The sequence below is a fragment of the Spirochaetae bacterium HGW-Spirochaetae-1 genome, assembly GCA_002839375.1.
Lineage (GTDB): Bacteria > Spirochaetota > UBA4802 > UBA4802 > UBA5550 > PGXY01.
Map to the genome: position 1 here is coordinate 502,736 of PGXY01000007.1, position 24,195 is coordinate 526,930.

At 47.0% G+C, this 24,195-nt stretch carries 22 protein-coding genes; 15 read left to right on the plus strand and 7 right to left on the minus strand.

Annotation, left to right across the window (positions count from 1 at the left end; all coding sequences use genetic code 11):
• The first annotated feature begins 105 nt into the window (after positions 1-105).
• From CVV44_15755 to CVV44_15810, 12 genes are all read left to right on the plus strand, one after another.
• The gene (locus tag CVV44_15755) at positions 106-720 is read left to right on the plus strand and encodes a hypothetical protein (protein ID PKL37788.1); all 615 of its coding nucleotides are present in this window, start codon (positions 106-108) and stop codon (positions 718-720) included.
• An 89-nt stretch (positions 721-809) separates the two neighbouring features.
• The gene (locus CVV44_15760) at positions 810-1,904 is read left to right on the plus strand and encodes an acyl-CoA dehydrogenase (protein ID PKL37874.1); all 1,095 of its coding nucleotides are present in this window, start codon (positions 810-812) and stop codon (positions 1,902-1,904) included.
• A 23-nt stretch (positions 1,905-1,927) separates the two neighbouring features.
• On the plus strand, positions 1,928-3,127 hold the full coding sequence (locus tag CVV44_15765) for an acyl-CoA dehydrogenase (GenBank protein PKL37789.1): 1,200 nt from the start codon (positions 1,928-1,930) through the stop codon (positions 3,125-3,127).
• 60 nt (positions 3,128-3,187) lie between these two features.
• Positions 3,188-4,354 (plus strand): 3-hydroxybutyryl-CoA dehydrogenase, encoded by a 1,167-nt coding sequence (locus CVV44_15770; protein ID PKL37790.1) that lies wholly within the window; start codon positions 3,188-3,190, stop codon positions 4,352-4,354.
• Between the two features lie 11 nt (positions 4,355-4,365).
• Complete coding sequence (locus CVV44_15775) at positions 4,366-5,136, plus strand: crotonase (protein PKL37791.1); 771 nt, start codon at positions 4,366-4,368, stop codon at positions 5,134-5,136.
• A gap of 154 nt (positions 5,137-5,290) precedes the next feature.
• Entirely contained in the window at positions 5,291-5,662 is a 372-nt protein-coding gene (locus CVV44_15780; protein PKL37792.1) for a hypothetical protein, read from the plus strand.
• A gap of 18 nt (positions 5,663-5,680) precedes the next feature.
• A complete protein-coding gene (locus tag CVV44_15785; protein PKL37793.1) occupies positions 5,681-6,784 on the plus strand; it encodes a hypothetical protein in 1,104 nt (367 codons plus the stop codon).
• Between the two features lie 139 nt (positions 6,785-6,923).
• On the plus strand, positions 6,924-8,798 hold the full coding sequence (locus CVV44_15790; protein PKL37794.1) for an aldehyde ferredoxin oxidoreductase: 1,875 nt from the start codon (positions 6,924-6,926) through the stop codon (positions 8,796-8,798).
• A 70-nt stretch (positions 8,799-8,868) separates the two neighbouring features.
• Positions 8,869-10,029 (plus strand): hypothetical protein, encoded by a 1,161-nt coding sequence (locus CVV44_15795; GenBank protein PKL37795.1) that lies wholly within the window; start codon positions 8,869-8,871, stop codon positions 10,027-10,029.
• Between the two features lie 27 nt (positions 10,030-10,056).
• Positions 10,057-10,629 carry a hypothetical protein gene (locus CVV44_15800; GenBank protein PKL37796.1) on the plus strand — a complete coding sequence of 191 codons (573 nt, stop codon included), beginning with the start codon at positions 10,057-10,059 and terminating at the stop codon, positions 10,627-10,629.
• A 16-nt stretch (positions 10,630-10,645) separates the two neighbouring features.
• The gene (locus CVV44_15805) at positions 10,646-11,893 is read left to right on the plus strand and encodes an alcohol dehydrogenase (protein ID PKL37797.1); all 1,248 of its coding nucleotides are present in this window, start codon (positions 10,646-10,648) and stop codon (positions 11,891-11,893) included.
• Between the two features lie 114 nt (positions 11,894-12,007).
• Positions 12,008-12,973 carry an alpha/beta hydrolase gene (locus CVV44_15810; protein ID PKL37798.1) on the plus strand — a complete coding sequence of 322 codons (966 nt, stop codon included), beginning with the start codon at positions 12,008-12,010 and terminating at the stop codon, positions 12,971-12,973.
• Between the two features lie 29 nt (positions 12,974-13,002).
• Here the strand turns inward: CVV44_15810 and CVV44_15815 are convergent, their stop codons facing one another.
• The 3 genes from CVV44_15815 to CVV44_15825 are packed head-to-tail and all read right to left on the minus strand — an operon-like array spanning position 13,003 to position 15,841.
• A complete protein-coding gene (locus tag CVV44_15815) occupies positions 13,003-14,244 on the minus strand; it encodes a hypothetical protein (GenBank protein PKL37799.1) in 1,242 nt (413 codons plus the stop codon).
• Between the two features lie 33 nt (positions 14,245-14,277).
• Positions 14,278-14,784 (minus strand): hypothetical protein, encoded by a 507-nt coding sequence (locus CVV44_15820; protein ID PKL37800.1) that lies wholly within the window; start codon positions 14,782-14,784, stop codon positions 14,278-14,280.
• A gap of 16 nt (positions 14,785-14,800) precedes the next feature.
• On the minus strand, positions 14,801-15,841 hold the full coding sequence (locus CVV44_15825) for an N-acetylneuraminate synthase (GenBank protein ID PKL37801.1): 1,041 nt from the start codon (positions 15,839-15,841) through the stop codon (positions 14,801-14,803).
• 315 nt (positions 15,842-16,156) lie between these two features.
• Between CVV44_15825 and glpK the strand changes: the two genes are divergently transcribed.
• Together glpK and CVV44_15835 are read left to right on the plus strand one after the other, a co-directional pair.
• Positions 16,157-17,644 (plus strand): glycerol kinase, encoded by a 1,488-nt coding sequence (gene glpK, locus CVV44_15830; GenBank protein PKL37802.1) that lies wholly within the window; start codon positions 16,157-16,159, stop codon positions 17,642-17,644.
• Between the two features lie 65 nt (positions 17,645-17,709).
• Complete coding sequence (locus tag CVV44_15835) at positions 17,710-17,907, plus strand: hypothetical protein (GenBank protein ID PKL37803.1); 198 nt, start codon at positions 17,710-17,712, stop codon at positions 17,905-17,907.
• A gap of 66 nt (positions 17,908-17,973) precedes the next feature.
• Here the strand turns inward: CVV44_15835 and CVV44_15840 are convergent, their stop codons facing one another.
• Positions 17,974-19,008, minus strand: a complete 1,035-nt coding sequence (locus CVV44_15840) for a branched chain amino acid aminotransferase (protein PKL37804.1) — start codon at positions 19,006-19,008, stop codon at positions 17,974-17,976.
• A gap of 214 nt (positions 19,009-19,222) precedes the next feature.
• Here CVV44_15840 and CVV44_15845 point away from each other — a divergent pair, with 214 nt between their 5' ends.
• On the plus strand, positions 19,223-20,455 hold the full coding sequence (locus tag CVV44_15845; GenBank protein ID PKL37805.1) for a hypothetical protein: 1,233 nt from the start codon (positions 19,223-19,225) through the stop codon (positions 20,453-20,455).
• Positions 20,456-20,466: 11 nt separating this feature from the next.
• Here the strand turns inward: CVV44_15845 and CVV44_15850 are convergent, their stop codons facing one another.
• The 3 genes from CVV44_15850 to CVV44_15860 form a co-directional block, all read right to left on the minus strand.
• Positions 20,467-21,648, minus strand: coding sequence for a hypothetical protein (locus CVV44_15850; GenBank protein PKL37806.1), 1,182 nt, complete (start codon positions 21,646-21,648; stop codon positions 20,467-20,469).
• Complete coding sequence (gene argH / locus CVV44_15855) at positions 21,645-23,057, minus strand: argininosuccinate lyase (GenBank protein PKL37807.1); 1,413 nt, start codon at positions 23,055-23,057, stop codon at positions 21,645-21,647. Before argH ends, CVV44_15850 begins: the two co-directional genes overlap by 4 nt.
• 114 nt (positions 23,058-23,171) lie before the next feature.
• Entirely contained in the window at positions 23,172-24,125 is a 954-nt protein-coding gene (locus tag CVV44_15860; GenBank protein ID PKL37808.1) for a hypothetical protein, read from the minus strand.
• Positions 24,126-24,195: the final 70 nt, after the last annotated feature.

The window sequence follows — 24,195 nt, forward strand, 5'->3', positions numbered from 1 at the left end:
AAAATTTCTATGAAATTGACTTTTATAACTAATTATAATATTATACAAAACGTCCTATCCTATTTATTAAATATATAACAATCAACCAGAGGAATATCGGGGAATATGGAACGATCAAGTATAACACGGGCGAAAATACTGGACTGCGCCAAAAGGCTCTATTCACAATCGGGGTATCACGACACACAAATTTCCGATATAATACAGGACGTGAAGATCGGACGGGGAACCGTATATCAGTACTTCAATAACAAGGAACATATTTTCATTTCACTCCTGGAGCTTTTTTATGAAGAATGGGAAAAAGTAAGCTCGATTGATATCTCCCTGGAGGAACTTCGCAGTATGACTGCCCGGGATTATCTCCGAATCCGCCTGGGTCAGACCTTCAATTATTTCGACTCCGATCATGACAGGGCCAACATAATATTGAGGACCAGCCTTGGACTGGGCGGTCCCTTTGAAACAAAAGTATCACGCCTCGAAAAAAAAATTACGGTCAATATCACCAACGATCTGAAACTGGGCATCCGTAACGGCCACATACACGAAAACATCGACCTGGAGTTCGTCTCCAACTTCATTGCCGGCGCCATTTTCCGAACATCATTTCACTATTTCGTCAAAAACAGGAGCCCAAAAAAGGCAAAGGAGATGGAACAGATAACGGAAAAGGCCTTCAACATGGTGGCCCCCGCCATATTTATAAAAAGTAATTGACAAATTTATTTTAAGCTATATTTCGGTACTGACATGTCAGTTTCTATCATTTCTTTCCATCTCACCGGAGGTTTTTTATGTCGGAAAATATTATAAGCTTCGACCTGTCTGAAGAACAGGTCATGATGAAGGAAACAATAAGCCAGCTGGTCAAGAACAACATACTGGATAATGCCCACAATATGGATGAAAACAAGGATTTGCCATCGGAATTTCTCCAGAAATTCTGGGGCCTGGGCATACCGGCATCGAACATTCCCGAGGCATACGGCGGATTCGGCATGGACTCATCACCATCCATGAACGCCATTGTCCTGGAAGAGCTGGCATGCGGCGACATGTCCTTTGCCATCGCGGCAACCCTTCCCCTCTTATTCGCCCTGACTGTATCGGAAATGGGAACGGAGGATCAGAAAAGTAAATATCTCCCTTCGTTTTGTTCAGAAAAATATTTCCCTGCCACAGCGGCAGTCAATGAAATGCGTTTCGGTTTCGATGCCTCTCGACCCGCCACAACAGCGGTGAAAAAAAATGGTTCTTATATCATAAACGGCGGAAAATGTTTTGTACCGCTGGCGGATAGTGCTGAACTCATGCTCGTTGCCGCTTCCTGTGACAATAAAGCTGATCTCTTCATTGTCGAAAAAGACGCGCCGGGAGTAGCCGTCCAGGAACGGGAAAAAAACCTGGGACTTTATGCATTGGCCACCAATGAAGTTACATTCAAGGACTGCGAAATCCCCGCAGAAAACAGGCTCGGAGGCGATCAGGGATGCAACTTCAATCTCTTCCTGCAGAAATCACGGATCGCACTCTCGGCCATAGGCACGGGAATATCCCGGGCATCTTATGAGTATGCGAAAAGCTACGCAAGGGAACGCAAGCAATTCGGGGAGCCCATAGCCAGCAGGCAGAGCATCGCTTTTATGATAGCCGAGATGGCGTATGAAGTGGATGCCATGCGGCTTCTTACATGGAAAGCCGCTTCCGCCCTGGAAAACGGAAAAGACGCGCAGCGGGAATCCTATCTCGCCAAACTCTACGCCGGCGACATGACGATGAAAATTACCGACTACGGCGTCCAGATCCTGGGCGGGCACGGCTATGTCCGGGACCATCCCGTTGAACGCTATTACCGGAACGGCCGGGGGATAGCGATACTGGAAGGGATGGCCCTCGTTTAAATTATTCTTTCAGGAGAAAAACCATGATTAATCTGGAAACACCCGACTATATCAATAACATGCGCAGCAGCATGAACAATCTCGCAAAGGGAGTCCTTCGGCCCATCGCGAGAAAATATGATGAGAGCGAACACGCCTATCCCACGGAACTGGAAATGTTCCGCAACATCAAGGTGATGGGGCGTCCGAAAAAGAAGAAGGACGGAGAGCAGGCAAGCCCCGACAAGGGCAATGGCAAACCCAAGCGGGGCATGAACCTGGGAACCGTGGTAACTATCGAAGAAATGTGCTGGGGTGACGCAGGACTCCTTTTGTCCCTCCCCAACTCCGGCCTGGGCAACGCGGCCATAGCCGCCGTGGCCACGGACGAACAGCTTGAAAAATTCGGCGACAAATGGGCAGCCATGGCCATAACCGAACCCGGATCGGGATCCGATTCCGGCTCTATCACAACAACGGCAAAACTGGAAGGCGATGAATGGGTCCTCAACGGTGAAAAAATATTCGTCACCTGTGCAGACCGCTGCGATGTCGTGGTGGTATGGGCCACGGTGGACAAAAGTGCCGGAAAATCCGCCATTAAATCTTTCATAGTCGAGAAGGATCGCCCCGGATTCAAACTGGAACACCTGGAACACAAACTGGGAATCCGGTCCTCCGACACAGGCACCTTTGTCCTTGACAACTGCAGAATACCGAAAGGCAACATTCTGGGCGATCCCGAGGTAAAAACAAGCACCGACGGATTCAAGGGCGTCATGAAGACCTTCGACAACACCAGGCCCATGGTGGCCTCCATGGCCGTCGGCATAGCCCGCGCCGCCCTGGACTTTACCAGGGAAAAACTTGAAGAAAACGGATTCGTACTCGATTACAGTAAAAACCTCAATAACGTGAGCAGCATGGAAAAGGAATTCTACACCATGGAAGCGAACCTGGAAGCGATGCGGATGCTGACCTGGCGCGCGGCATGGATGGCGGACAATGAAAAATTCAACAACGTTGAAGCATCCATGGCCAAGGCCAAATCGGGAAGGTATGGCACGCTCATAACACAGAAGTGCTGTGAACTCCTGGGCCCCCTGGGCTTCTCTCAGCAGTACCTTGCCGAGAAGTGGATGAGGGACAGCAAGATAATGGACATCTTCGAAGGAACAGGTCAGATTCAGCATCTTATTATTGCACGCAACGTTCTGGAAATGTCCAGCAGCGAGCTAAAATAAATAGAGGCCTCTGCGGCCGCATTATCAGGGCAAAACTTTTAGAACTATAAGGAGTATACTATGGACGTCAGTAACGTAAAAAAAATTGCCATTATCGGATCAGGGGCCATGGGTCACGGCATAGCACAGGTGTGCGCCATGGCCGGTTACGAAGTGGTGATGAAAGACATCAAGCAGGAATTTCTTGACAATGCTGTAGTCAAGGTCAAAGAAAGTCTGCAGTTTCTCGTATCCAAAGGGAAAATGGCACAGGATCAGTTTGATACGATCACTACAAAGCTCTTGAAAACATCACTGGATACTAAAGAAGCAATCACCGGTGCCCAGATCATACTTGAAGCGGTTCCGGAGATTATGGACCTGAAGAAAAAGGTCTTTAAGGAGCTGTCAGATCTCGCTCCGGAAGATGTTATTCTGGTAACCAACACATCCACCATGAGCATCTCCGATATCGGGTCCGTTGTAAAAAACCAGGCCCGTTTCGCCGGTATGCATTTCTTCAATCCGGTAAACCGCATGAAACTGGTTGAACTGATCTATGGCGACAAAACCGATCATGCCACCATTGATCTCCTTTTTGCCGTCTCGCAGAAAATAGACAAGATACCCATCAAGGTACTGAAAGACCGTCCGGGATTCATCGTGAACAGGATAAGCGCCCCCAACCAGGCTCTCCTGAGCGCCATACTCGATGAAGGTAAAGTGAAGCCGGAACAGGTTGACGGAAAAATGAAAAAAATGGGAGTCAAAATGGCGCCCTTTGAAACGGCCGACTTTGTCGGTATAGATGTTTTCTGTCACACCCTGGAATATTATGAAAAAACCCTTTCACCGCAATACAAACCGGGCAAATTTCTCACCGGTCTTATAAAAGACAACAAGCTGGGGATGAAATCGGGCCAGGGAATTTATCAGTGGTCAAACGGAAAGGCCGCAATTCCTGAAGGCGAAGATACAGATGAAATAACGCCCATCCACTTCATGGCGATCCAGGTCAATGAAGCTGTGAAGGTCTTCAAGGAAGGACTAGCCGAATCGGTTCAGGCCATCGATGACGGTGTGAAATTCGGCATGAATGCCTTTGCCGGCCCCTTTGCACTGGCTTCGGGCATGCCGCCCCAACAGCTTGCCGACGCCCTTAATTATCTTGTGGATCGCTTCAAGCTTGATTTATTTAAGCCGGAACCCGAGATAATCGACGGCTCTTTTAAAACTTTAGGCCGATAAGGAGGGACGATATGTCCGACGCAATACTTTTCGAACAAAAGGACAACATCGGAATTATAACGATAAACAAGCCCAAGGCGAACCAGTTGAGCCATGAGGTCTTTGAGGGAATACGCCGACGCCTGGACGGCCTTGAACTGGACAAGAGTGTCCGCGTAGTAATCATAACCGGGACAGGTGACAAGAGTTTCTGTGCCGGTGCGGACCTCTCCAGCGGTTTCGGCGATTATAACGCCGTGGATTTTCTGAAGCGGGGACAGGACGTATGGAATAAGGTAGAAGATTTTTCAAAACCGATAATTGCCGCAATGAACGGACATGCCCTGGGCGGCGGTCTTGAGCTGGCAATGGCCTGTCACTTCAGATTTATGAAAAAAGGCGCGCGCGCGGGTCTTACCGAGACCAACCTGGGCATCATGCCCGGGTACGGCGGTACGCTCAGACTGCCGCGCCTTGTGGGACGGCCAAAGGCTATAGAGATGATGCTTCTTGGAAAACAAATAGAAGCGGAAGAGGCCCTGGCTATCGGGCTCGTCAACCGGATCTGTGAAGAGGGAAAACTCATGGAAGAATGCATTGAGTTTGCCACGGAACTGGCGGGGCGTCCTCCCCTGTCGGTTAAGGCTATTCTTAAAACGCTTTCTTTGAGCGCCTCGGTGTCACCTGAGCAGCAACTCAAGATTGAACGCGAGGAACTGGCACGTCTCTTTACAACCAAAGACATGCAGGAGGGAATGACCTCCTTTTTCCAAAAACGAAAACCCGAATTCAAGGGAGAATAACAGGCTGATAACAGCCCGCAGGTCAGAAAATTTTTTAGCTGTATCATATTCTATGAATGATTTTGCGACCCTGATAATGTGCATAATCACTTTTCCCCTTCTACATGATGCACTATGGACCTGCGGGCTTTTTTTAATGAATCCAGGAGTTACTATGAAATTTTCAATACTTCTGTATCTCTTTTATCTGCTTTTAAAAACCTTCTCATTTTTTTCCCCGTCATTTAAAAAACGGTTGCGCGAAAAAAATATTACGCTCCTCATAACAACGGAAAATCGTTCACGGAAGCGCTATTATATTATAGAAAATGGTCTGGTGCGTTCCGGGAAAAAAATTGTTTCTCATCCTGACATGTCACTCATCTGGAAGGACCACGAGACGGGATATGCATACATGCGATGCAGAAGCATAATGGCCTTCATGATGGCCATGAGAGAAAACAGCCTGAGACTCGAGGGGAAACCCCTCCCTTCACTCTGGTTCATGGGAATCATGGGTGAAATGGCTTCTCATTTAAAAAAATAATACGGGGATATCCGTTTTATGTTTCTTTCAGTCGCCAACAACATCATATTGTTTGCCGCTTCACTGTCCCTCCTGACATCCGTGGGCCAGCTGTTTATGCGGGAAAGAAGAGAAGAGAATGAAAACCTTTTTTTCCTCTTCTTCGTTCTGGGCGTCATTCTCATTCAATCCCACTCCATTATTACAGGGATAATGTACGAATATCCCGCGCTCTTCTTTCTGAATATGACCTTCATGTCGCTACTGGGCCCCATCCTTTTCAGGGCCTATTACTACGTGATTTTTCCCGTGACATCGTTTCGATTCAGGCACAGCCTGATCTTTTTCCCTTCCCTGGCAGTCCTTGCCGTCGATCTCCACTATCTTTTCCTGCCGGGAATGGAAAAGACCGCCATACTCCGGCATGTCCTCCAGGGATCGGCAACAGTCGCCTCGCGGGTATACCAATTCACTTACCTGCTATCATTGCTGGAAGCCGCTCTGCTTCATTTATATCTGCTCACGGTTTTAATCAGGGAGATGCGGGATAACCGGTACGGACGTATCCTCCTCATCGACATCACCTATACGGTGCTCTCTCTTGCTACATTTTCCCTTGCCTGCACCGGCATACTTCTGGGCTCCGTGCCCCTCATCCGTACGGGAAGTCTCATGGCCGCAACCCTCCTCATCGGCGCGTACCTGGTGGGATTCCGCTTTCCCCAGTTTCTCCACCTCTTTTTCGTGAGCGCCATGACGGGCAAACGAAACCGGTCGCTGACTTCAGGCATCGAGATCGACCGGGTTCTGGAACAGCTCATGAAAACCATGGAGGAGGAAAAGCTTTACCGCGAAGAGGATTTATCCCTGCAATACCTGGCCGACGAACTGTCCATAACACCCCACCAGCTTTCCCATATCATCAACGAAAGTTTCAATATGAATTTCAACAACTTCATAAACCGCTTTCGTGTCGATGAAGTGCGTCACCACCTGCTGGCAACGCCAAGACGTTCCATTCTTTCTATTGCCCATGAAGTGGGCTTTAACTCCAAGTCGGCTTTTTATGCCGCCTTCACCCATTTTACCGGAAAAACCCCCACACAATTCCGCAAAGAAAAACAGTCCGGACGGTTAAATTAATTTGTCCTGAATTATAATTCGGGGCGACAAGACCGAAAATATCGTCCTATCCTGTCTCATGTTACCGGATACCTCTCCCCTTTCAACACGGAGAGCACCTGCCACTGGCACAAAAACATAGAGAAAACAGGAGTTTACCATGCAGGAGATTACAGGCACCAGCAATAAGATTCTTGAAGTTGATCTCACCATGCAGACATTCACCGTTGCCGATATCAGCGATAAAGACCGCCGCATGTACCTGGGCGGCAAGGGCATAGGCCTCAAACTGCTCTATGACCGGCTTCAGCCCGGCATTGATCCCCTGGGCGAGGATAATATATTCATACTCGCCATGGGCGTATTCATGGGCACGGGAGTGCCCTGCTCCGGCCGGTTCGAGGCCATTACCAAGTCACCCCTCACGGGTACCATGGTGACCGCGTCATGCGGAGGCCCCTTCGGTATGGCGCTCAAGACATCGGGATGGGACGCCATGGTGATCCGGGGGAAAGCCAGGAACCCCGTTTATCTTGCCGTGGATTCAAAGGGTGTCCGGTTTAAACCAGCCGGGAGCATCTGGGGGAAAAACACTGAAAAGGCCGAAGAGCACCTGCTGAAAGAAGGATCGGGGGCCATGGTCATAGGCCAGGCCGGCGAAAATCTGGTGCGCTATGCCAACATCCGTTCCGGTCACCGTTTCCTGGGAAGAGGCGGCATGGGCGCGGTCCTGGGGTCCAAGAACCTCAAGGGCATCGTGGCCGCGGGAAAGGAATTTAAAATGGCCCCGGTCAATGTAAAAAAGTTCGAGAAATTAAACAGGCAGTTTCTGAAATACATCAACCAGAACGCCATAACGGCCGGTTCCTTTCGTTCCTACGGAACTAATGCCAACCTTAACCTGTCCAACGCGGCGGGGATATTACCGGTGAGAAATTTCACCGGCGGCACACACGGCTCGGCTTACAAGATTTCCGGCGAGGCCATGGCCGAAAATTTTAACACAAAGTTCGATACCTGCAAGCCCTGTTCCATTCTCTGCGGCCACAAGGGAACCATCGAAGGAGAAGAACGCCACATTCCCGAATACGAAACCATCACACTCCTGGGCTCAAACCTGGAAATTTTCGATCCCGTACTCATCTCACGTTGGAACGAACTATGCTCGGAGTACGGCATGGATACCATATCCACGGGCGGCACCCTGGCATGGGCCATGGAGGCCACGGAAAAAGGCCTCATTAAAACCGGCCTGAAATTCGGAAATCCCGACGGCGTATCGGAGATGATAAAAGATATCGCACTGCGAAGAGGTATCGGCAGGGACCTGGCCCTGGGTTCGGCCCTGGCCTCAAAAAAATACGGGGGTGAGGATTTTGCCATGCATGTCAAGGGCATGGAACTGCCGGGCTATGACCCCAGGGGATGTTTCGGTCAGGGGCTGTCCTATGCCACGGCAAATCGCGGCGGGTGCCATTTATCCTCATACGTTCTGTCCCTGGAAGCCTTCCTGGGAATGGCCGATCCCCATGCCCTGCGATGGAAACCCTTCATGGTTAAATTCCTCGAGAACACCTTCGCCGCCGTGAACTCGCTCCATATTTGCCAGTTTACGGCATTCGCGGTATTCCTTGAACCGCCTCTCATCAAGGCAACACCCACTTTTCTTATAAAAATACTGAACCAGAATATTTCCCTGCTGGCCCTGAACCTCATGGATGTAAGCCTCTGGCCCGAACTCTGGCATGCTATTCTGGGCAAGCGATACATACCCTACCTGAGTATGCTGAAGTTCAGCAAAGCCGGTGAACGGGTCCACGTTCTCGAGCGTTACATGAATACCCGCGAGGGAATATCCAGAAAGGATGACACCCTCCCCCGCCGTTTGCTTACCGAGGGAAGGAAATGCGATGCCGGAGAGAAGACCGTGCCGCTTGAGCCCATGCTGAAAAAATATTACCGTCTGAGGGGATATGATGCCAACGGCATTCCGAAAAAACGTACCCTCCGCCGTCTCGGCATTACCGTGCAGTAAAATGACATCTTTCCTCGTCGATATCGACGGGGAAATGAACAGCATATTGTGACTTTCATACAGGAGAAGGATGAAAATGAAATTATTCGATTACAGATTTTTCAGTCATTCCAAGATAGTATCGGGCAGTTGCGCATTGGAGACCATTCCGGCTGAACTGGAAAGCTATGATGCCCGCAAGCCCCTGGTGATAACGGGAAAAGACATCACACGTCGCGGCCTGGAGAAAAAACTGATCAGGGCCTTTTATGATTCGGGTTTTCCTCTTGGCGGGATATATGATGAAGTGCGTGATTATGCCGGTATAGGCCTGGCACAAGAAGCAGCCCATCTCTTCAGGGAAAGAGGCTGTGACTCTCTCATTTCCCTCGGAAGCGGACCCATAACAGATACTGCCAGGGCAGTCAACATCCTTGTATCCGATGCCTCCGGTGATCCTTTCAGGTTTTTCGACGGAACGCCCCTTGCCATAAAAATGAAGCCCATGGTTCTCATTCCCACCTGCTGTTCCGGCGGGCTTGAGGCCGGAAATATCATCACTCTGGACAACCGGCAGTTTCAGTCCGATTCACTCTATCCCGATGTCGTTATCCTGGACAAGCGGATGACTCCCGCCTGTTCATCGCGATGCGCCGCAGAGTCGGCCGTTTTGGCCATGGACAATGCCATCTCAGCCCTCATGGACAGTAAAAGCAATCCCATGAACGATGCCTTTATACATGCATCACTTCAGTTCATATCACAAAACCTGGCAAAGTCAATGCGGCGGCCCAAAAATAAAAAGATCAGTCTTGCCATGGCCAATGCCGGGGTTATGGCCGGAATTGCCGCATCAAATGCAGGGCCCGGCCTGGTGCGGCTCCTATCCGAAGAACTATCCCGCTCAACAGGCCTTTCCCGGGGCGTGTTCACGGCGATGTTGCTTCCGTCAGCACTTGTTCACCGGGAGCAACAGCCTGACCCCCTGAACGGTGATCTGCTGCTTGCGCTGAAAGGCATGGATGTCTTTTCTGGGACGCCGGAAAGGAAACGGAGCAGCAGAGGTATCGAATCCGCCCTTGATCTTATCGGCATGACAAAAAAAATAATTCCTGAAACCCTGTCCGCATTGAACATTCCTTACTACAAGCTTGAAGATGCCGCAGAAAAAGCGGCAGCCAGGAGCCATAAAACCTTCTCCAGCGAGGACTGTCTTGCCGTTATGGGTCTTAGCCGGCAGGTAAGAAAATAGCAGGGAACGCAGAAAAAGGAGTTTGATATGAATATAAACAAATACCCGGAAATACAACCGAAACAAAAAATTATAAAAAAGATTTATATCTTCATCATGCTTTTTATAGTGGGCCGCGCCATTGAGGCAGCGGCAAAAGTGGACAAGACCGTGAAGGATATCTTCAACGGCCTTCCCGACGATTTCATCTTTTATCTCGGGGTCAATCCCGGCGGCCCCTACATGGTTGTGGGCAAGGAAAAGGACGGAACGGTAAGATATCTTGGGTGGAAACTTTACGGTAAAAAAATCAGTCTCGCTATGAGGATCAAGAACGTCGAGTCCGCCATCAAGGTCTTCACATTTCAGGAATCCACGGCCCTGGCTTACAACTATGACCGTTTTATCGTTGAAGGAGACCTGCCGCGGGCCCTGGCCATTGTCAGGGTACTTGACATCGTTGAGGTCTATCTCCTGCCAAAAATAATCGCCCGGCTTGCCGTTAAACGATATCCTCACTGGTCCGAAATGTCCCCGGTGATAAAGTATACGGGCAGGATCAGAATTTATGTCAAATCATTCACCACGGGCCTGGTCAGGGTCATACTTCAGAATTTATAAAAGGGGGAGAAATATTATGATAATGCCGGATTTTTACGATTTCTGCTGCCGTGTCAGAACAGTTTCAGGGAACAAGGCCCTGGAAGAAATACCGGGCCTCCTGGCAGGAATGAATTCCCGCCGCCCTTTGATCATCACCGATAAGGGAGTGGAAGCAGTCGGGCTCATCAATGTGTTAAAAAAAGCCCTGGGGAAAAAGCTGTCTATCGGCGCCGTCTTCGATAAAGTACCCGTTGATTCCGACTATAAAATTGTCGATGAGGCTGCCGCACTTTACCGTTCAAAAAAATGCGATTCCATAATAGCCGTGGGAGGCGGTTCGGTCATCGATACCGCAAAAGGTGTGAACATAGTGGCGTCTCTGGGAGGCAAGAGCCTGCTTCAATACCAGGGCGCGGGAACCGTGCGACAGAAACTCAATCCCATGGCCATAATTCCCACCACGGCCGGTACCGGTTCGGAAATGACCCTGGTTGCCGTTATTGCCGACACTGACCGGCATATTAAAATGCTTTTCGTGTCCTATTTTCTGCTTCCGGACCTGGCCATACTGGACCCGCGCATGACCGCAACCCTCCCTGATTTTCTCACGGCCGCAACGGCCATGGATGCCATGACCCATGCCTGCGAGGCCTATTACTGTATGGAAAAGAACCCCATGAGCGACTCCTTTGCTCTCGGGGCTATTGAATTGATAAGCAGAAATCTTCTCAGGGTAATGAAAAACCCGGGAGACATGGATGGAAGACTGGCCCTGGCCAGCGCTTCAACCATGGCCGGCGGCGCCTTTTCAAACTCTATGGTAGGGCTCGTACACAACCTGGGGCATACAATCGGCGCCCTGTGTCATGTTCCCCACGGTAACTGTATGAGCATACTTCTTCCCTATGGTTTCGAATATAACCTGCACCGCAGGGCCGCAATCATCGGCGAGCTGCTCTTTCCCCTTGCAGGCCCGGAGGTATATGCTAAAACCCCCAAAAAGGACCGACCGGAAAAGGTCATTGAACACATCCGGCAGATGAACCAGGATCTCCACGATGTAACGGGTGGACGGCATCCGCGCTTTTTAAAAGAAATAAAAAACCGCCAGGGTGATCCCATGGTTCCCCGTTCCATGCTCCCTGACATTGCCGCGGCAATGATGATGGACGGTGCAAGGATGCACAATCCCGAGGAGATACTGCCCGATGATGCGCTCATGGTCCTGGAGCACGCCTGGGAGGGAACTCCCCTGGATAGGAAAAAAGTTAAAAAAGGATAAATCTCAGGTAAGATTGCAATAAAAAACCGATTGGACGGTAATATTGGTTGACGCAGATATGGTACTGCCGATCATTCCTCTGTACTGATCAATCTAGGAACAAGGAAAATCGGCATGGCATTAATAAAAGGATTAAAAAAGCTTCTTTTCCCGCTACTGGCCACGGGCCTGTTGTTCAGCGCCTGCACCTCCATGGGCGCGAAAACTATACCAATGGCGGAGCTGGAAAAGAAGTATTTTTATAACAACTCGAAATGGATTGAAGTCGACGGCATCAAAGTCCACTACATTGACGAAGGCAGCGGACCGGTACTGGTGCTGCTCCATGGTGTATGCGCCTCACTGCATACCTGGGACGGCTGGGCAAAGGAACTAAAAGGACAATACCGCATTATCCGCTTCGATAATATGGGATTCGGCCTCACTGGCCCGTCAAAAAATCCCCGCTATGAGATCGATAATTATATCCGGTTTCTCGACAAATTCACGACGGTCCTGAACCTGAAACATTTTACGATCGTTGGGAACAGCCTCGGTGGATATATCTCCTGGAACTACGCATTGGCCTATCCGGAAAAAGTGGACAAAATGCTTCTCATCGACACCGTCGGTTACAATCAGGAAGTGCCGGGGCTCATGAAGCTGGCCTGCTTTCCCATCATGAGACCCATTGTGCGACACATCATGCCTCGTTATTTCCTCGACAAGGCTGTAAAAGAAGTTTACGGCGATAAAACCAGGATAACACCGGAGCTCCAGGCTCGTTATTTCGAACTGGCCATGCGCGAAGGCAATAAAAACGCCTGGGTTGATATCTTCATGGTCATGAAGGCGCAGTCAAAAAGTAAAACGCTGTCTCTAAAAATAAAAGACATTGCAGTTCCAACTATGGTCATGTGGGGCGGCAAGGATGAATGGGTTCCCGTGAGCCAGGTTGAGAACTGGAAAAAGGATCTTCCCTCGGCACGATATGCAGTATTTGACAAGGCAGGGCATGTCGGGATGGAAGAGATCCCCGTGGAAACGGCCCGCGAGGCACGTCTTTTTTTCGAAGGAAAGGAATCAGGCATGCCGAAATAAGTCATTGCCGAAAAAGAATGAATTGATGATCAGCAGGACCTGTCATTGAAGCAGTACTGGACCATGGTGGTTTTATTCTCCCGGGATTTAAAATCCCTGAATATCTTCAGAACCTTTCTTTCCAGTCCTGCCAGGTTACTGTTAATGAGAGCCACATATGAAGAGTAATACTGATACATTCTGAGATACAGGGATGCATAAAATCGTTTTATTCCTTCCGAAAATGAAACCTTCCCGGCATTTTTATCCCCATCCCTGCCGTCCAAAAAAATTTTTATCATTTTTTCTCCCGGAACATGTTCCAGTATCTGCTTTTTTATTTCGGGAGAAATAAGGGGTGATACATCATGGCTGCTGCTCCTCACGGGATTGTCCAGGGATTTGACGTCAACAAGCGCGGCCCGCACGGGCTCCAGTGTTTGTACCTGTTCCCCTGCGTATGCATGAAATTTTTCTTTGGAAGTTTCCTTCATGGTCAGATGTTTTTTCCGGGTCGGAACCGGTTCCTTCTCTACCAGAATATTTTTTCTGCTTTTTCTCAGGATCAACGCCAGGACCGACTGATTGACCGTTCTGGTGAGCATATATCTATGAACCTCCAGGGAAGCATTGTCGCTCCGCAGAGGTACCGGCACAAAACCGTTATTTATCGTAAAGGCGTAGCTGTATCCGGCTTCGCGCAGGGTCCTTATGGTAACTGGTGAACGGACACCGAAGGGATAGATAAAAGCGGTTACCCTGGATCCGAGTTTTTCTTCAAGTATCTTCTTTGATTTATATATCTCATCCATGAAGGCCTTTTTATTTTTCCTGTAGAGTTTCTCATTCACGAAGCTGTGAAAATATCCGTGAGCAGCGATGGAGCAGCCGTCCCTGGCCAGCTGCTGCAGTTGCTCCCAGGTTAAGGCATAGTCCTTCTTGCTTATGATATTAGGATAGATACCCAGCAGTGGCTTGATATTATACTTTTTTAATACCTTATAATATGCCTCCAGAACAGTCCGGTGGCCGTCATCTATGGTCACCAGAATATTTTTATTCCCCTTTATTTTTCCCTGCGTCAGATCATTATACGAAATAAAAGTGAATCCGTTTTTATGCAGGTAATCGCAATGCTGATCGAGTTCCTGCAGGGAAAAGCTGAACATATTTTTGTCTCCCATAAAGGTATGATACGCCAGCACATAAAACCCGGTACCGGTGCTGGTGCTATTGCCCTGGGCCGTACTGAAAGCAAGGAACGCTGAAAAAAGAAGAGAAAGAGCCGTCATGGTCAACCTCAAATAATTAGTCTGCTACTATATCTATGATAAATCCTTCTTCACCTGTTCGGCGATTTCCTGTTTTCTTGTATCAATGACTTTCCCGTAATCGCTGCTGATGGAAAGTACACTTTTTTCAAGAAGTCCCAGGTACTGCCGAAGCGGAGGCAGGAGATACTTTTCAATATAGGTATATTGCTTCCAGTCCTCATCCTCTTTATAGTCGTTCATTTTATGCAGGGTAACCTGCTCAAGCTGATACATCTTTTCATAAAATGATATGGCAGCGGCCGGTTCATATTTTTTCATGATCCCGTTCAGTTTTTTTTCATTTTCTTTCAGCGCCGCTTCACTGTAAGCATGGGTAAAGATATAATCCAGTTTCACCGATGGATCAAAACCATAACCGAATCCCAGCGCCCCCGTTGTCTCCGACAGAATCGTTTTCTCCTGCCCGGTATAATATGTGCTTTCTTTTTTAAAAACCTTGTAGTAAAGGGAACACTGAACAAGCAGTATGGGTATCAGAAGTATTATCCATTTTTTCATTCTCACATCTAACTCCTTAAACTAAATATTCTCTTCGTATAAGAAAATCCTTTTTAATGTCGGTGGAGGCTGTTCTTCCGATCACCAGTCCCGCCTCATTGGGGGCGATGCCGACACCGGGCCTGAAAGAAACGAGGTCTTCCTCTTTAATAACAGCACCCTTTGCAATAAATCGGCGCGCGAAAAGACTTCTCCGGGCGGCCCGGGCCACACCCTTTTCATGCTCACCGTATCCTATTGCTCCCGACCCCAGCATGTCAACGCACTCTTCCACGGATTCAATCATGCGGGCAAATTGCTCCGGTGTGACCGATACATCCTTATCGGGACAATCATATGCGCTGTCAATCGTAAAATGTTTTTCAAATATCCTGGCGCCCAGTGCCGCCGCAGCAACCATGGCCTTTGCGTCGCGGGAATGATCGGAAAATCCCACATCAAGCGAAAACCTTTCCCTGAGACGGACTATCCTCATAAGGTTTGCCTGTGCCGGTTCCAGGGGATACAGGGAAACACAGTGCAGGAGAATGAGTTCCCCGCCGCTGTTTTTTCTGAATACATTAATGGCATCGGTTATATCACGTTCCTGGGAAATCCCCGTGGAGAGAATGGCCGGTTTACCGGTTTTTGCAATCTTTTTAATCAGCGGCAGATTTGTCACCTCCGACGATGCAATCTTATACAGGGAAACATCGAGTGTCTCGAGAAGTTCCACCGACAATTCATCAAAGGGGGATGAAAAGAAAACCAGCCCCAGGTCACGGGACAATTTTTGCAACTCTGCGTACTCCTCCCCGGTCAGGGTAAACTTTTCGAAAAAATGCCATGGGGATTCATCGGTAAAATCCTCCCTGCCGCTTTCAAGCAATGCCGTTGTATATATCGAATTGAGCTGCTGCGGCACTATAGTCTGAAATTTAACCGCATCGGCTCCAGCCGCAGCAGCCGCTTCAATCATGGCCCGCGCAACTTCCATATCACCGTTATGATTGAGCCCGATTTCGGCGATAAAAATACACCTTCTATTATCTTTTTTTCCAATAATCGTATCCAGCATTGACCTATTCCTTGGCAGTTTGTATAATAGGGAAACTTCTCAAAAGCCTATATTTAATAACCGGTTATTACTATTATCGTTCAATTTCCCTTTCGACATAATCTATCTCCGTCTCGTTATAAAATTTTAATAAGTTTTCAGCGTTACCACGCTAACGTAAGTGAACATGAGACTCATAACGGCTCTGTATCTGCTAAAAAATCCCTTTCACAAGGGTTTAATTTTATTGACATATACTTTTTCATAACTATACTATTTAAATGTCACATCAGTATATACATAATATAATTATAAATGAGGCGTATAGAGAGTTAGATGGACAAAAAATTTATAATTTCCATTGATCTGGGCACCACCGGTAACCGTGTTTTCTGTTTTGACGAAACAGGCCACCCCATTTCCAGTGAATACAAGGAATTCACCCAACATTTTCCCAAACCAGGATGGGTCGAACACGATGCAGAAGAAATATGGAAGTCCGTATTGGAACTGATACCTACGGCTATAGAAAAGGGCGGACTGGATTCCCGAAACGCCCTTGCCATTGGTATAACCAATCAGAGAGAAACGGTTGTTTTATGGGACAAAACCACGGGAAAACCCATCTATAATGCTATTGTCTGGCAGTGCAGGAGAACGGCTGATATCTGCAACCAGCTGAAAAATTCCGGATATGAAAAAAATTTCCGGGAGAAAACAGGGCTGGTCATCGACGCTTATTTTTCCGGTACCAAGATAAAATGGATGCTCGACAATGTCATGGGAGCCAGGGACCTGGCTAAAAAGGGAAAGCTTCTCTTCGGCACCATCGATACGTGGATATTATGGAATCTGACAGCGGGGAAATCCCACAAAACAGATTATACCAATGCGTCCCGTACGCTTATTTTCGACATCAAAAAGAAAAAATGGTCGAAGGAACTTACGGAAATTCTGAATATTCCCGTAAACATACTGCCCGAAGTGAATGATTCAGCCTCGCATTTTGGCGAAACAAAAGACGTCAAAGGCCTGCCCGACGGTGTTGTCATTGGAGGAATTGCCGGCGACCAGCAATCCGCCATGGTGGGACAAAACTGTGTTTTTGAAGGCACCATGAAAAACACCTATGGCACTGGATGCTTTGTGCTTATTAACAACGGAAACAATTTCACCATTTCCCAGAACGGACTCCTCACGACACTGGCCTGCGACAACAAGGGAAAACCGGTCTATGCCCTGGAGGGATCAATATTCATCGGCGGCGCGGTCATTCAGTGGCTACGGGATTACATGAAATTTTTCCACAGCAGTACTGAATCGGAGGGCATGGCCACCTCGCTCTTCAACAAGGAAGACGAAGTGGTTCTCATTCCAGCCTTTGTGGGACTGGGGGCTCCCTACTGGAAAATGGATGCCCGGGGCGCAATTTTCGGACTCACAAGGGACACGACACGGGAGCAAATCGTGAAGGCAGCCCTGAAGTCCATAGCCTTCCAGTCCATGGATGTTATCACGGCAATGCAGAACGACACGGGAAAAAAGATAAGGGAATTGCGCGTCGATGGCGGAGCGACCCAGAATAATTTCCTCATGCAGTTCCAGGCCGATATACTGGGAATTCCCGTGCTTCTTCCGGAAATAATTGAATCAACCGCCCTGGGAGCGGCGTACCTGGCAGGAATCACGGCGGGGGTATTCGGCAATGTGGATGAAGTGGCTCATAAAAACAAAATATCCTCTAAATTCGAACCGGTCATGAACGAAGCGGCAATTAATCGTGAAGTCATGCTCTGGCGTGAGGCGATCAAACGATTGCTATAATTATTCATTCAAAGCTCATTCGATCACTATAGTTTATATAGAATAATAATCTCTGGAGGCATACAATGGCAAAGCCCTTATTAGGTGAGATACTGCTGGAACAGGGTGAAATTTCTCAGGAGCAGCTTAATAAAGCACTGGAAGTTCAGAAAAATGAAGGTGGCCTGATTGGAATCATACTGGTTACCCAGGGTGCGATCACGGAACAGATACTGGTTAAATACCTGGCTCTCCAGGCCGAGCGGGTTACAAGTTCAAACTGAAGCATTCAGAACTGATGGCAGAATTTCTCTTTATACTGAAGGGAAATTCTGTCATCATCATTCCCATCACAGTTCGACTACATCGAGCCAGCCGTGTTTATCTTCCAGATCACCGGTTTGTATATTAGTAAGCCTGTTGTAGAGTTCAGTAATAACCGGGCCCACCGATTTACCGTCGCCGTACACAAAATCATGATTTCTGAATTTAATATGACTTACCGGTGTAATAACGGCAGCGGTTCCCACAGCTCCCACCTCATCGAATTCTCCCAGCTCCGCCGCTTCAACGGGTCGGCGCTCCACCTTCATTCCCATATCAGCGGCTATCACCGAGAGGCTGTCATTGGTAATACTGGGAAGAATGGAACGGGACTCGGGTGTTATATACGTGTTTCCCTTTATGGCAATAAAATTTGATGTGCTGAATTCATCGATATATTTCTTTTCCCGGGAATCGAGATACAATACCACGGGAAATCCTTTGTCCTTGCCAAACTGCCCCCCCGAAAGACCGGCGGCGTAGTTGCCCCCCACTTTACAATCCCCCACACCCAGAGGAGCAGCCCTGTCATACTCTTCAACAACGAGGGCCTTTACCGGCGCGAATCCGCCCTTGTAATAGGGACCCACGGGAGTCGCCAGAACCAGGAACAAATATTCCGATGCAGGTCCCAGGCCTACCCTTGCGCCCGTACCAATGATGAGCGGCCGGATATACAGGCTTGCGCCGGTTCCGTAGGGTGGTACAAAACGTGCGTTGGCCCTCACTGTTTTCCTTACAGCATCAAGAAAAAGATCCTGCTCAACAATGGGCATATATATTCTCTGGCAGCTCTTTTTCAATCGAAGCCCATTCTGGTCCGGTCTGAAAATGACTATCTTCCCCTGTTTTGTCGTAAAGGCTTTCAATCCCTCAAAGGCTTGTTGTCCATAGTGCAGTGAGGGCGCTGCCATATGCAGCTGTACGAATTCATCGCTGGAGAGCTCTCCCTGCGACCATTTTCCATCCTTGTTCGTGTAACGGATATTAAAATCGGTTTTTATATATTCAAAGGACAAATTTGCCCAATCAAGATTCGCTTTATCAATTGTTTTACTCATAGTAATCTCTCCGATAATATTTCAGTTTGCACACGGGGGATATTTATTGAATATACAGGTTAAATTGTCAAGAATAATGAATGAAAAATCATCCGTGGAAATCATGGGCAGTGCCGGGATTCCGTTTCATTACTAATTTAAAAAACCCCCTTATGGGCACATCTAAAATTTAATTTTCAGAGGTTCCCTTATTTTAATTGACTGAATTAAATTCATGTATCTAATACGTTCCATAAGGGATACGGGAACAACTATCGGAATGAATATTAATAATACTCTTATTACAGCTTTACGGGCTCTCTCTCGGAATAAAATGCAATCGGGATTGACCAGTCTTGGCATTATAATTGGCATATCATCGGTAATAATCATGATGGGACTGGGAAGCAGTGCGCAGATTACCGTTCAGGATAAGGTAGCAAGCTTCGGTGTCAATACCATGTCAGTATTGATCAATCAGCCATACAGTTTTAATGATTACGATTTAGATGTTCTTAAGCGTACGTTTCCCCAGATAAAATATATTACGCCAATCATAGAATTAAAAAAAGTCTTCCTTAAGCATAATAAATATTCGCTTATTTCACAGTTCTGGGGAGTAAATAATGATTATTTTGCCATGAAGAATTATTCTATATCGGCAGGTAGATTATTTACGAACGAAGAGATAGAAACAAATTCGAAGGTCGCCATAGTGGGGATGACGATTGTGCGTGAACTGTTTCAAAATCGTAATCCACTGCAGGAACCTGTAATAATAAACGGCATACCATTTAATGTAGTTGGTGTAATAAAATCCATGGGAAAATCGTTATCCCGTGACGATTTTGACAATCTGGTCATTATCCCCCACTCAACAGCTATAAATACGATCCAACGAGAAATCGGATATAATCAACTCTATATAGCAAGCCATGATGAAAAAATGTTAAGAGAAATAAAAAATATTCTATCTCAATATATAGAAAACAAGGTGGGGTTGAATATAGAAAAATCAAAGGACCTATATAAAATAAATCTGAGTACCAAAAAAATGCAGATGGCCAAAGATATATCCCAGGCCCTCACCTATCTCCTTATCGGAATTGCCTCCATTTCACTTTTCGTAGGGGGTATTGGCATCATGAATATCATGCTGGCGTCGGTATCGGAAAGAACACGCGAGATAGGTATCCGCATGGCCATTGGCGCGAAAAAAAAGGATATACTCCTGCAATTCATCCTTGAAACAGTAATACTGACAATAATGGGAGGAGTAGCAGGAATTATACTGGGGCTTATAGTTTACACGGCCATTATTTCCATGACTGGCTGGCCTTTCATCTTTTCCCCGAAATCTATAATTTTGTCTCTTGTCTTCTCCACCATTGTAGGCGTATTTTTCGGCTACTATCCTGCCCGAAAAGCAGCTATAATGAAACCCATTGATGCGCTGAAATACGAGTAGCCGCAATACCCTTATTCATGACGCAGCGCATCAATTGGATTGAGCAGCGATGCTCTGCGCGCCGGGTAATAACCAAAAAAAACTCCCACCATAATCGAAAACAAGAAGGAAATAAATACGGGAAAGAATGATGCGACAAAAGGCCAATCTATAGAAAAGACAATGATAATGTAACCGAATACACCAACCAGCACCCCGATTATCCCGCCACCTGCACTCAGGATAACCGATTCAGTTAAAAACTGCAGGAGGATATCCTGCCTTTTGGCACCGATAGCCATCCTGATCCCTATTTCCCTGATTCTTTCATTTACCGAAACGACCATTATATTCATGATACCCACGCCGCCTACAATCAAAGAGATAGATGCAACGCCTATCATGAGGAAGGTCAGTGATTTCCATATGTACTCGGTAATTTTCAGTTTTTCATCCGAGGTCAATATGTTAAAATCATCCTTATCGTTCTGATTTAAACCATGCTTCGTCCTGAAATAATTCCGGAGAATTTCATAGGCTTCATCCACACCCGATTCGGACTTCACGGACAGATACAACTCATGGAAATTTAAATTGCCGAAGAGCTTGATACCGCCCGTGGTATAGGGAACCAGAATATAATTATCCAAATCCCTCCCCGACATAGCCTGCCCCAGGGATTCTACCGTCCCGATTACATAAAATGGAACCTTATCGACAATGATAGTTTCCCCTATACAATCGGCGTTATCGAAGAGTTCGGCTCTGACCGTATCACCGATAATAACCACTTTTTTATTATACTGGATATCCGATTCATCAAATTCCCTGCCCTGCTTGATCACATATTCACGCAGTTTCAGAAAATCATTATTAACCGCGTTTACCCTGGTTTTCATGTACCGGTTTCTGTATTTGAGAGACATTGATTTGTTTTCATTAAGGGGAGAAATATATTTGATATCGGGGATAATTTTCTGAATTTTTTCCACATCCGTCATCCGGATATAGATACGATCGCTTCTAATCTGCATGGCGTTTTTGCCATAGGAATAGATCTTGCTCTTGACAACGATCCTGGCGCTATTGCCGATGCCGGCCATCATTATCACCGAGGAAACTCCGACAATGACACCAATAGTGGTTAAAAATGAACGTGTGCGGTTCTTGTTCAAAGACCGCATAGAACTTATAACTGCATTGTTGATATTCATAAATGTTTTTTCAGATTCTCTATCTCTGCCTTGAGTAAAACTATCTGCCTGTCCACTTCTTTCAACGCAGTGCTTCCCGCTGAAAGCTTGCGTTCCGTTGATGATTCGGGATTAACAATTTCAGTTATGTCATCATCGATGACGGAAGAAAAAGCCGTCAGATCCTCTCTTGCGAGGGAGAAAAAATCTTTTCCTGTCTCCTCACAATGCCGGACTATTTTCCCCACGATCTCGTGTGATTCCCTGAAAGGAACACCTTTCTTCACCAGGTAGTCGGCTATATCCGTTGCCGTGGAAAAATTGCTGAACACGGCCCGGCGCATTTTGTCCCTGTTTATCGTCATGGTTCCCAGCATGGCGGACATGCCTTCCAGGGAAAGCTTTACGGTATCAATAGAATCAAAAAGCGGTTCCTTGTCCTCCTGCAAATCCCTGTTATAGGTCATGGGAAGGCCCTTGAGCACGGTAAGCATGGCCACAAGGTTTCCGTTCAGCCTCCCGGTTTTTCCCCGGATAAGCTCGGCAAGGTCGGGATTGCGTTTCTGCGGCATTATGGAGGAACCGGTCGTTACCGCATCGGACAGACGGATAAAATTGAATTCCGATGTAGACCAGATAACCAGCTCTTCACAGAAACGGGAAAGATGCACGCCAAGCACCGAGGCAAAATAAAGAAAATCGAGGATAAAATCACGATCGCTCACGGCATCCATGGAGTTGAGAATTAAATCACTAAAACCCAGTTCTTTTCGGATAAACTCCCGGTCATTGGGATAGTTAACGCCCGACATGGCTCCTGCTCCCAGGGGTAGCGATGAACAGGATTCTTCCGCTGTTTTAAGTCTTTTGATATCTCTCATAAGCTGCCAGGCATAGGCCAGCATGTGATGACTGAACCGGACAGGCTGCGCCACCTGCATATGGGTGTAACCTGGTATGAGTACATCCCTGTTATTCCCGGCCACATCAAGCAGAATTTCAACAAAAATAATGATGAGCCGTCTGATTTCAACTGTCTCATCGCGTATATACAGACGCATATCAAGGGCAATCTGATCATTCCGCGATCGGGCTGTGTGAAGTTTCTTGCCGGCTTCGCCTATTTTTTCAGTCAGGCGGGACTCTATGTTCATGTGGATGTCTTCGAGCGAAACAGAGAAAGGGAATACTCCCGCATCGATTTCCGCTTCGATTTCCCTCAGTCCAATAATGATAGACGAGAGTTCTTTTTCATCAAGAATTCCGATTCTCGCCAGCATTCCGGCATGAGCTATGGACCCGCGGATGTCCTGTTTATACAGCCGTGAATCAAAGTGAATGGAGACAGATAGACGCTCAGTAATATCCGATGAAGAAGTATTAAACCTGCCGCCCCACAATTTTTTTTTGTCATCAGGACCCTTTTTCATCAACAGCTCCTATAAGGGAATTTTGAATCAATAAGTCATGACAGGCTTGATTCGTCAATAAAAAGGCGGTATCTTTATAAATTTTAACCGATGTGTAATAAAGAAGCAAGAATTTTAACGTTCATTAACCGCATTTATCAGCTCCCCTAAATAGACATCCAGATCCTCAAGGGAGGGTTTGATTTCATACTCCAGTATATCGGAAAGGCTTATAAAATCATTGTTTTCCATAATTGCTATGGTCTCCTGAAGCATCTGCTGCAGTCTTTCATTTTTTTCTCCCAGATTCACACCATCATGAACAAATTCCGTCAATTCAATGTCGAAAACCGGCATGACCTGGTAGCAGGTCCGTATATAATTAAAAACAAAATCAATGAACTGATTCAGCTTTTCAATGCCTTCTTTATCTTTTCCGGTCTGAAAAGATACCGCTATATCTTCAATATTCTGCAGCTCTTTCGGCATGCTCTGGCGAATTACCGTAAGGGTTTCAAGAACGACATCGGGTGAATCAATACTGTGAAGTATCAACTTTTTCATCTCCGGACTCATGAGTATGAGCCTGAATATTTCTTTTAGAATAGGAAATATATTGCCGTGCTTCTGGAAATAATTCTTATATTCTTCAATCGCGTCCATATCCCGGACTTCATTTTTCATTTTTTCAAGAAACAATATATAATCGGCAACGGTTCTGTTTTTGTATCCAAAGGCGTTGGCATCGAGGCCCGTGAGTTTTACTATAGACTTGAAAACATCGTTCATCCATTCAAGCCCCTGTGATAGATGCTCTAACTGTCCCTGCTCTACTTTTTCCGTATCTTCAAGCAGTGAATCTATAAAAGCCCCGGCCCTTGCACAATACCGGGCTCCTTCGTCAATTGATGAAAAGACAATATCGGACTTTGACTGGATGATACAGTTGATGCATGCAATTTTCTCAAGATCATGAAGCGGTATATCGTCCACCGTATATGGCTCTCCGTCGATATGCACTTCGGAAAATATCAGGTCGCGCTCACTGGACCATCCATTGATGGAATTGATGACGTCTGCAATCGTCATCTCCTGCTGCAACTGGAATTCTATTGGATGATTATTTATTTGAATTTCCAATTTCTACCTCTCAACTGGG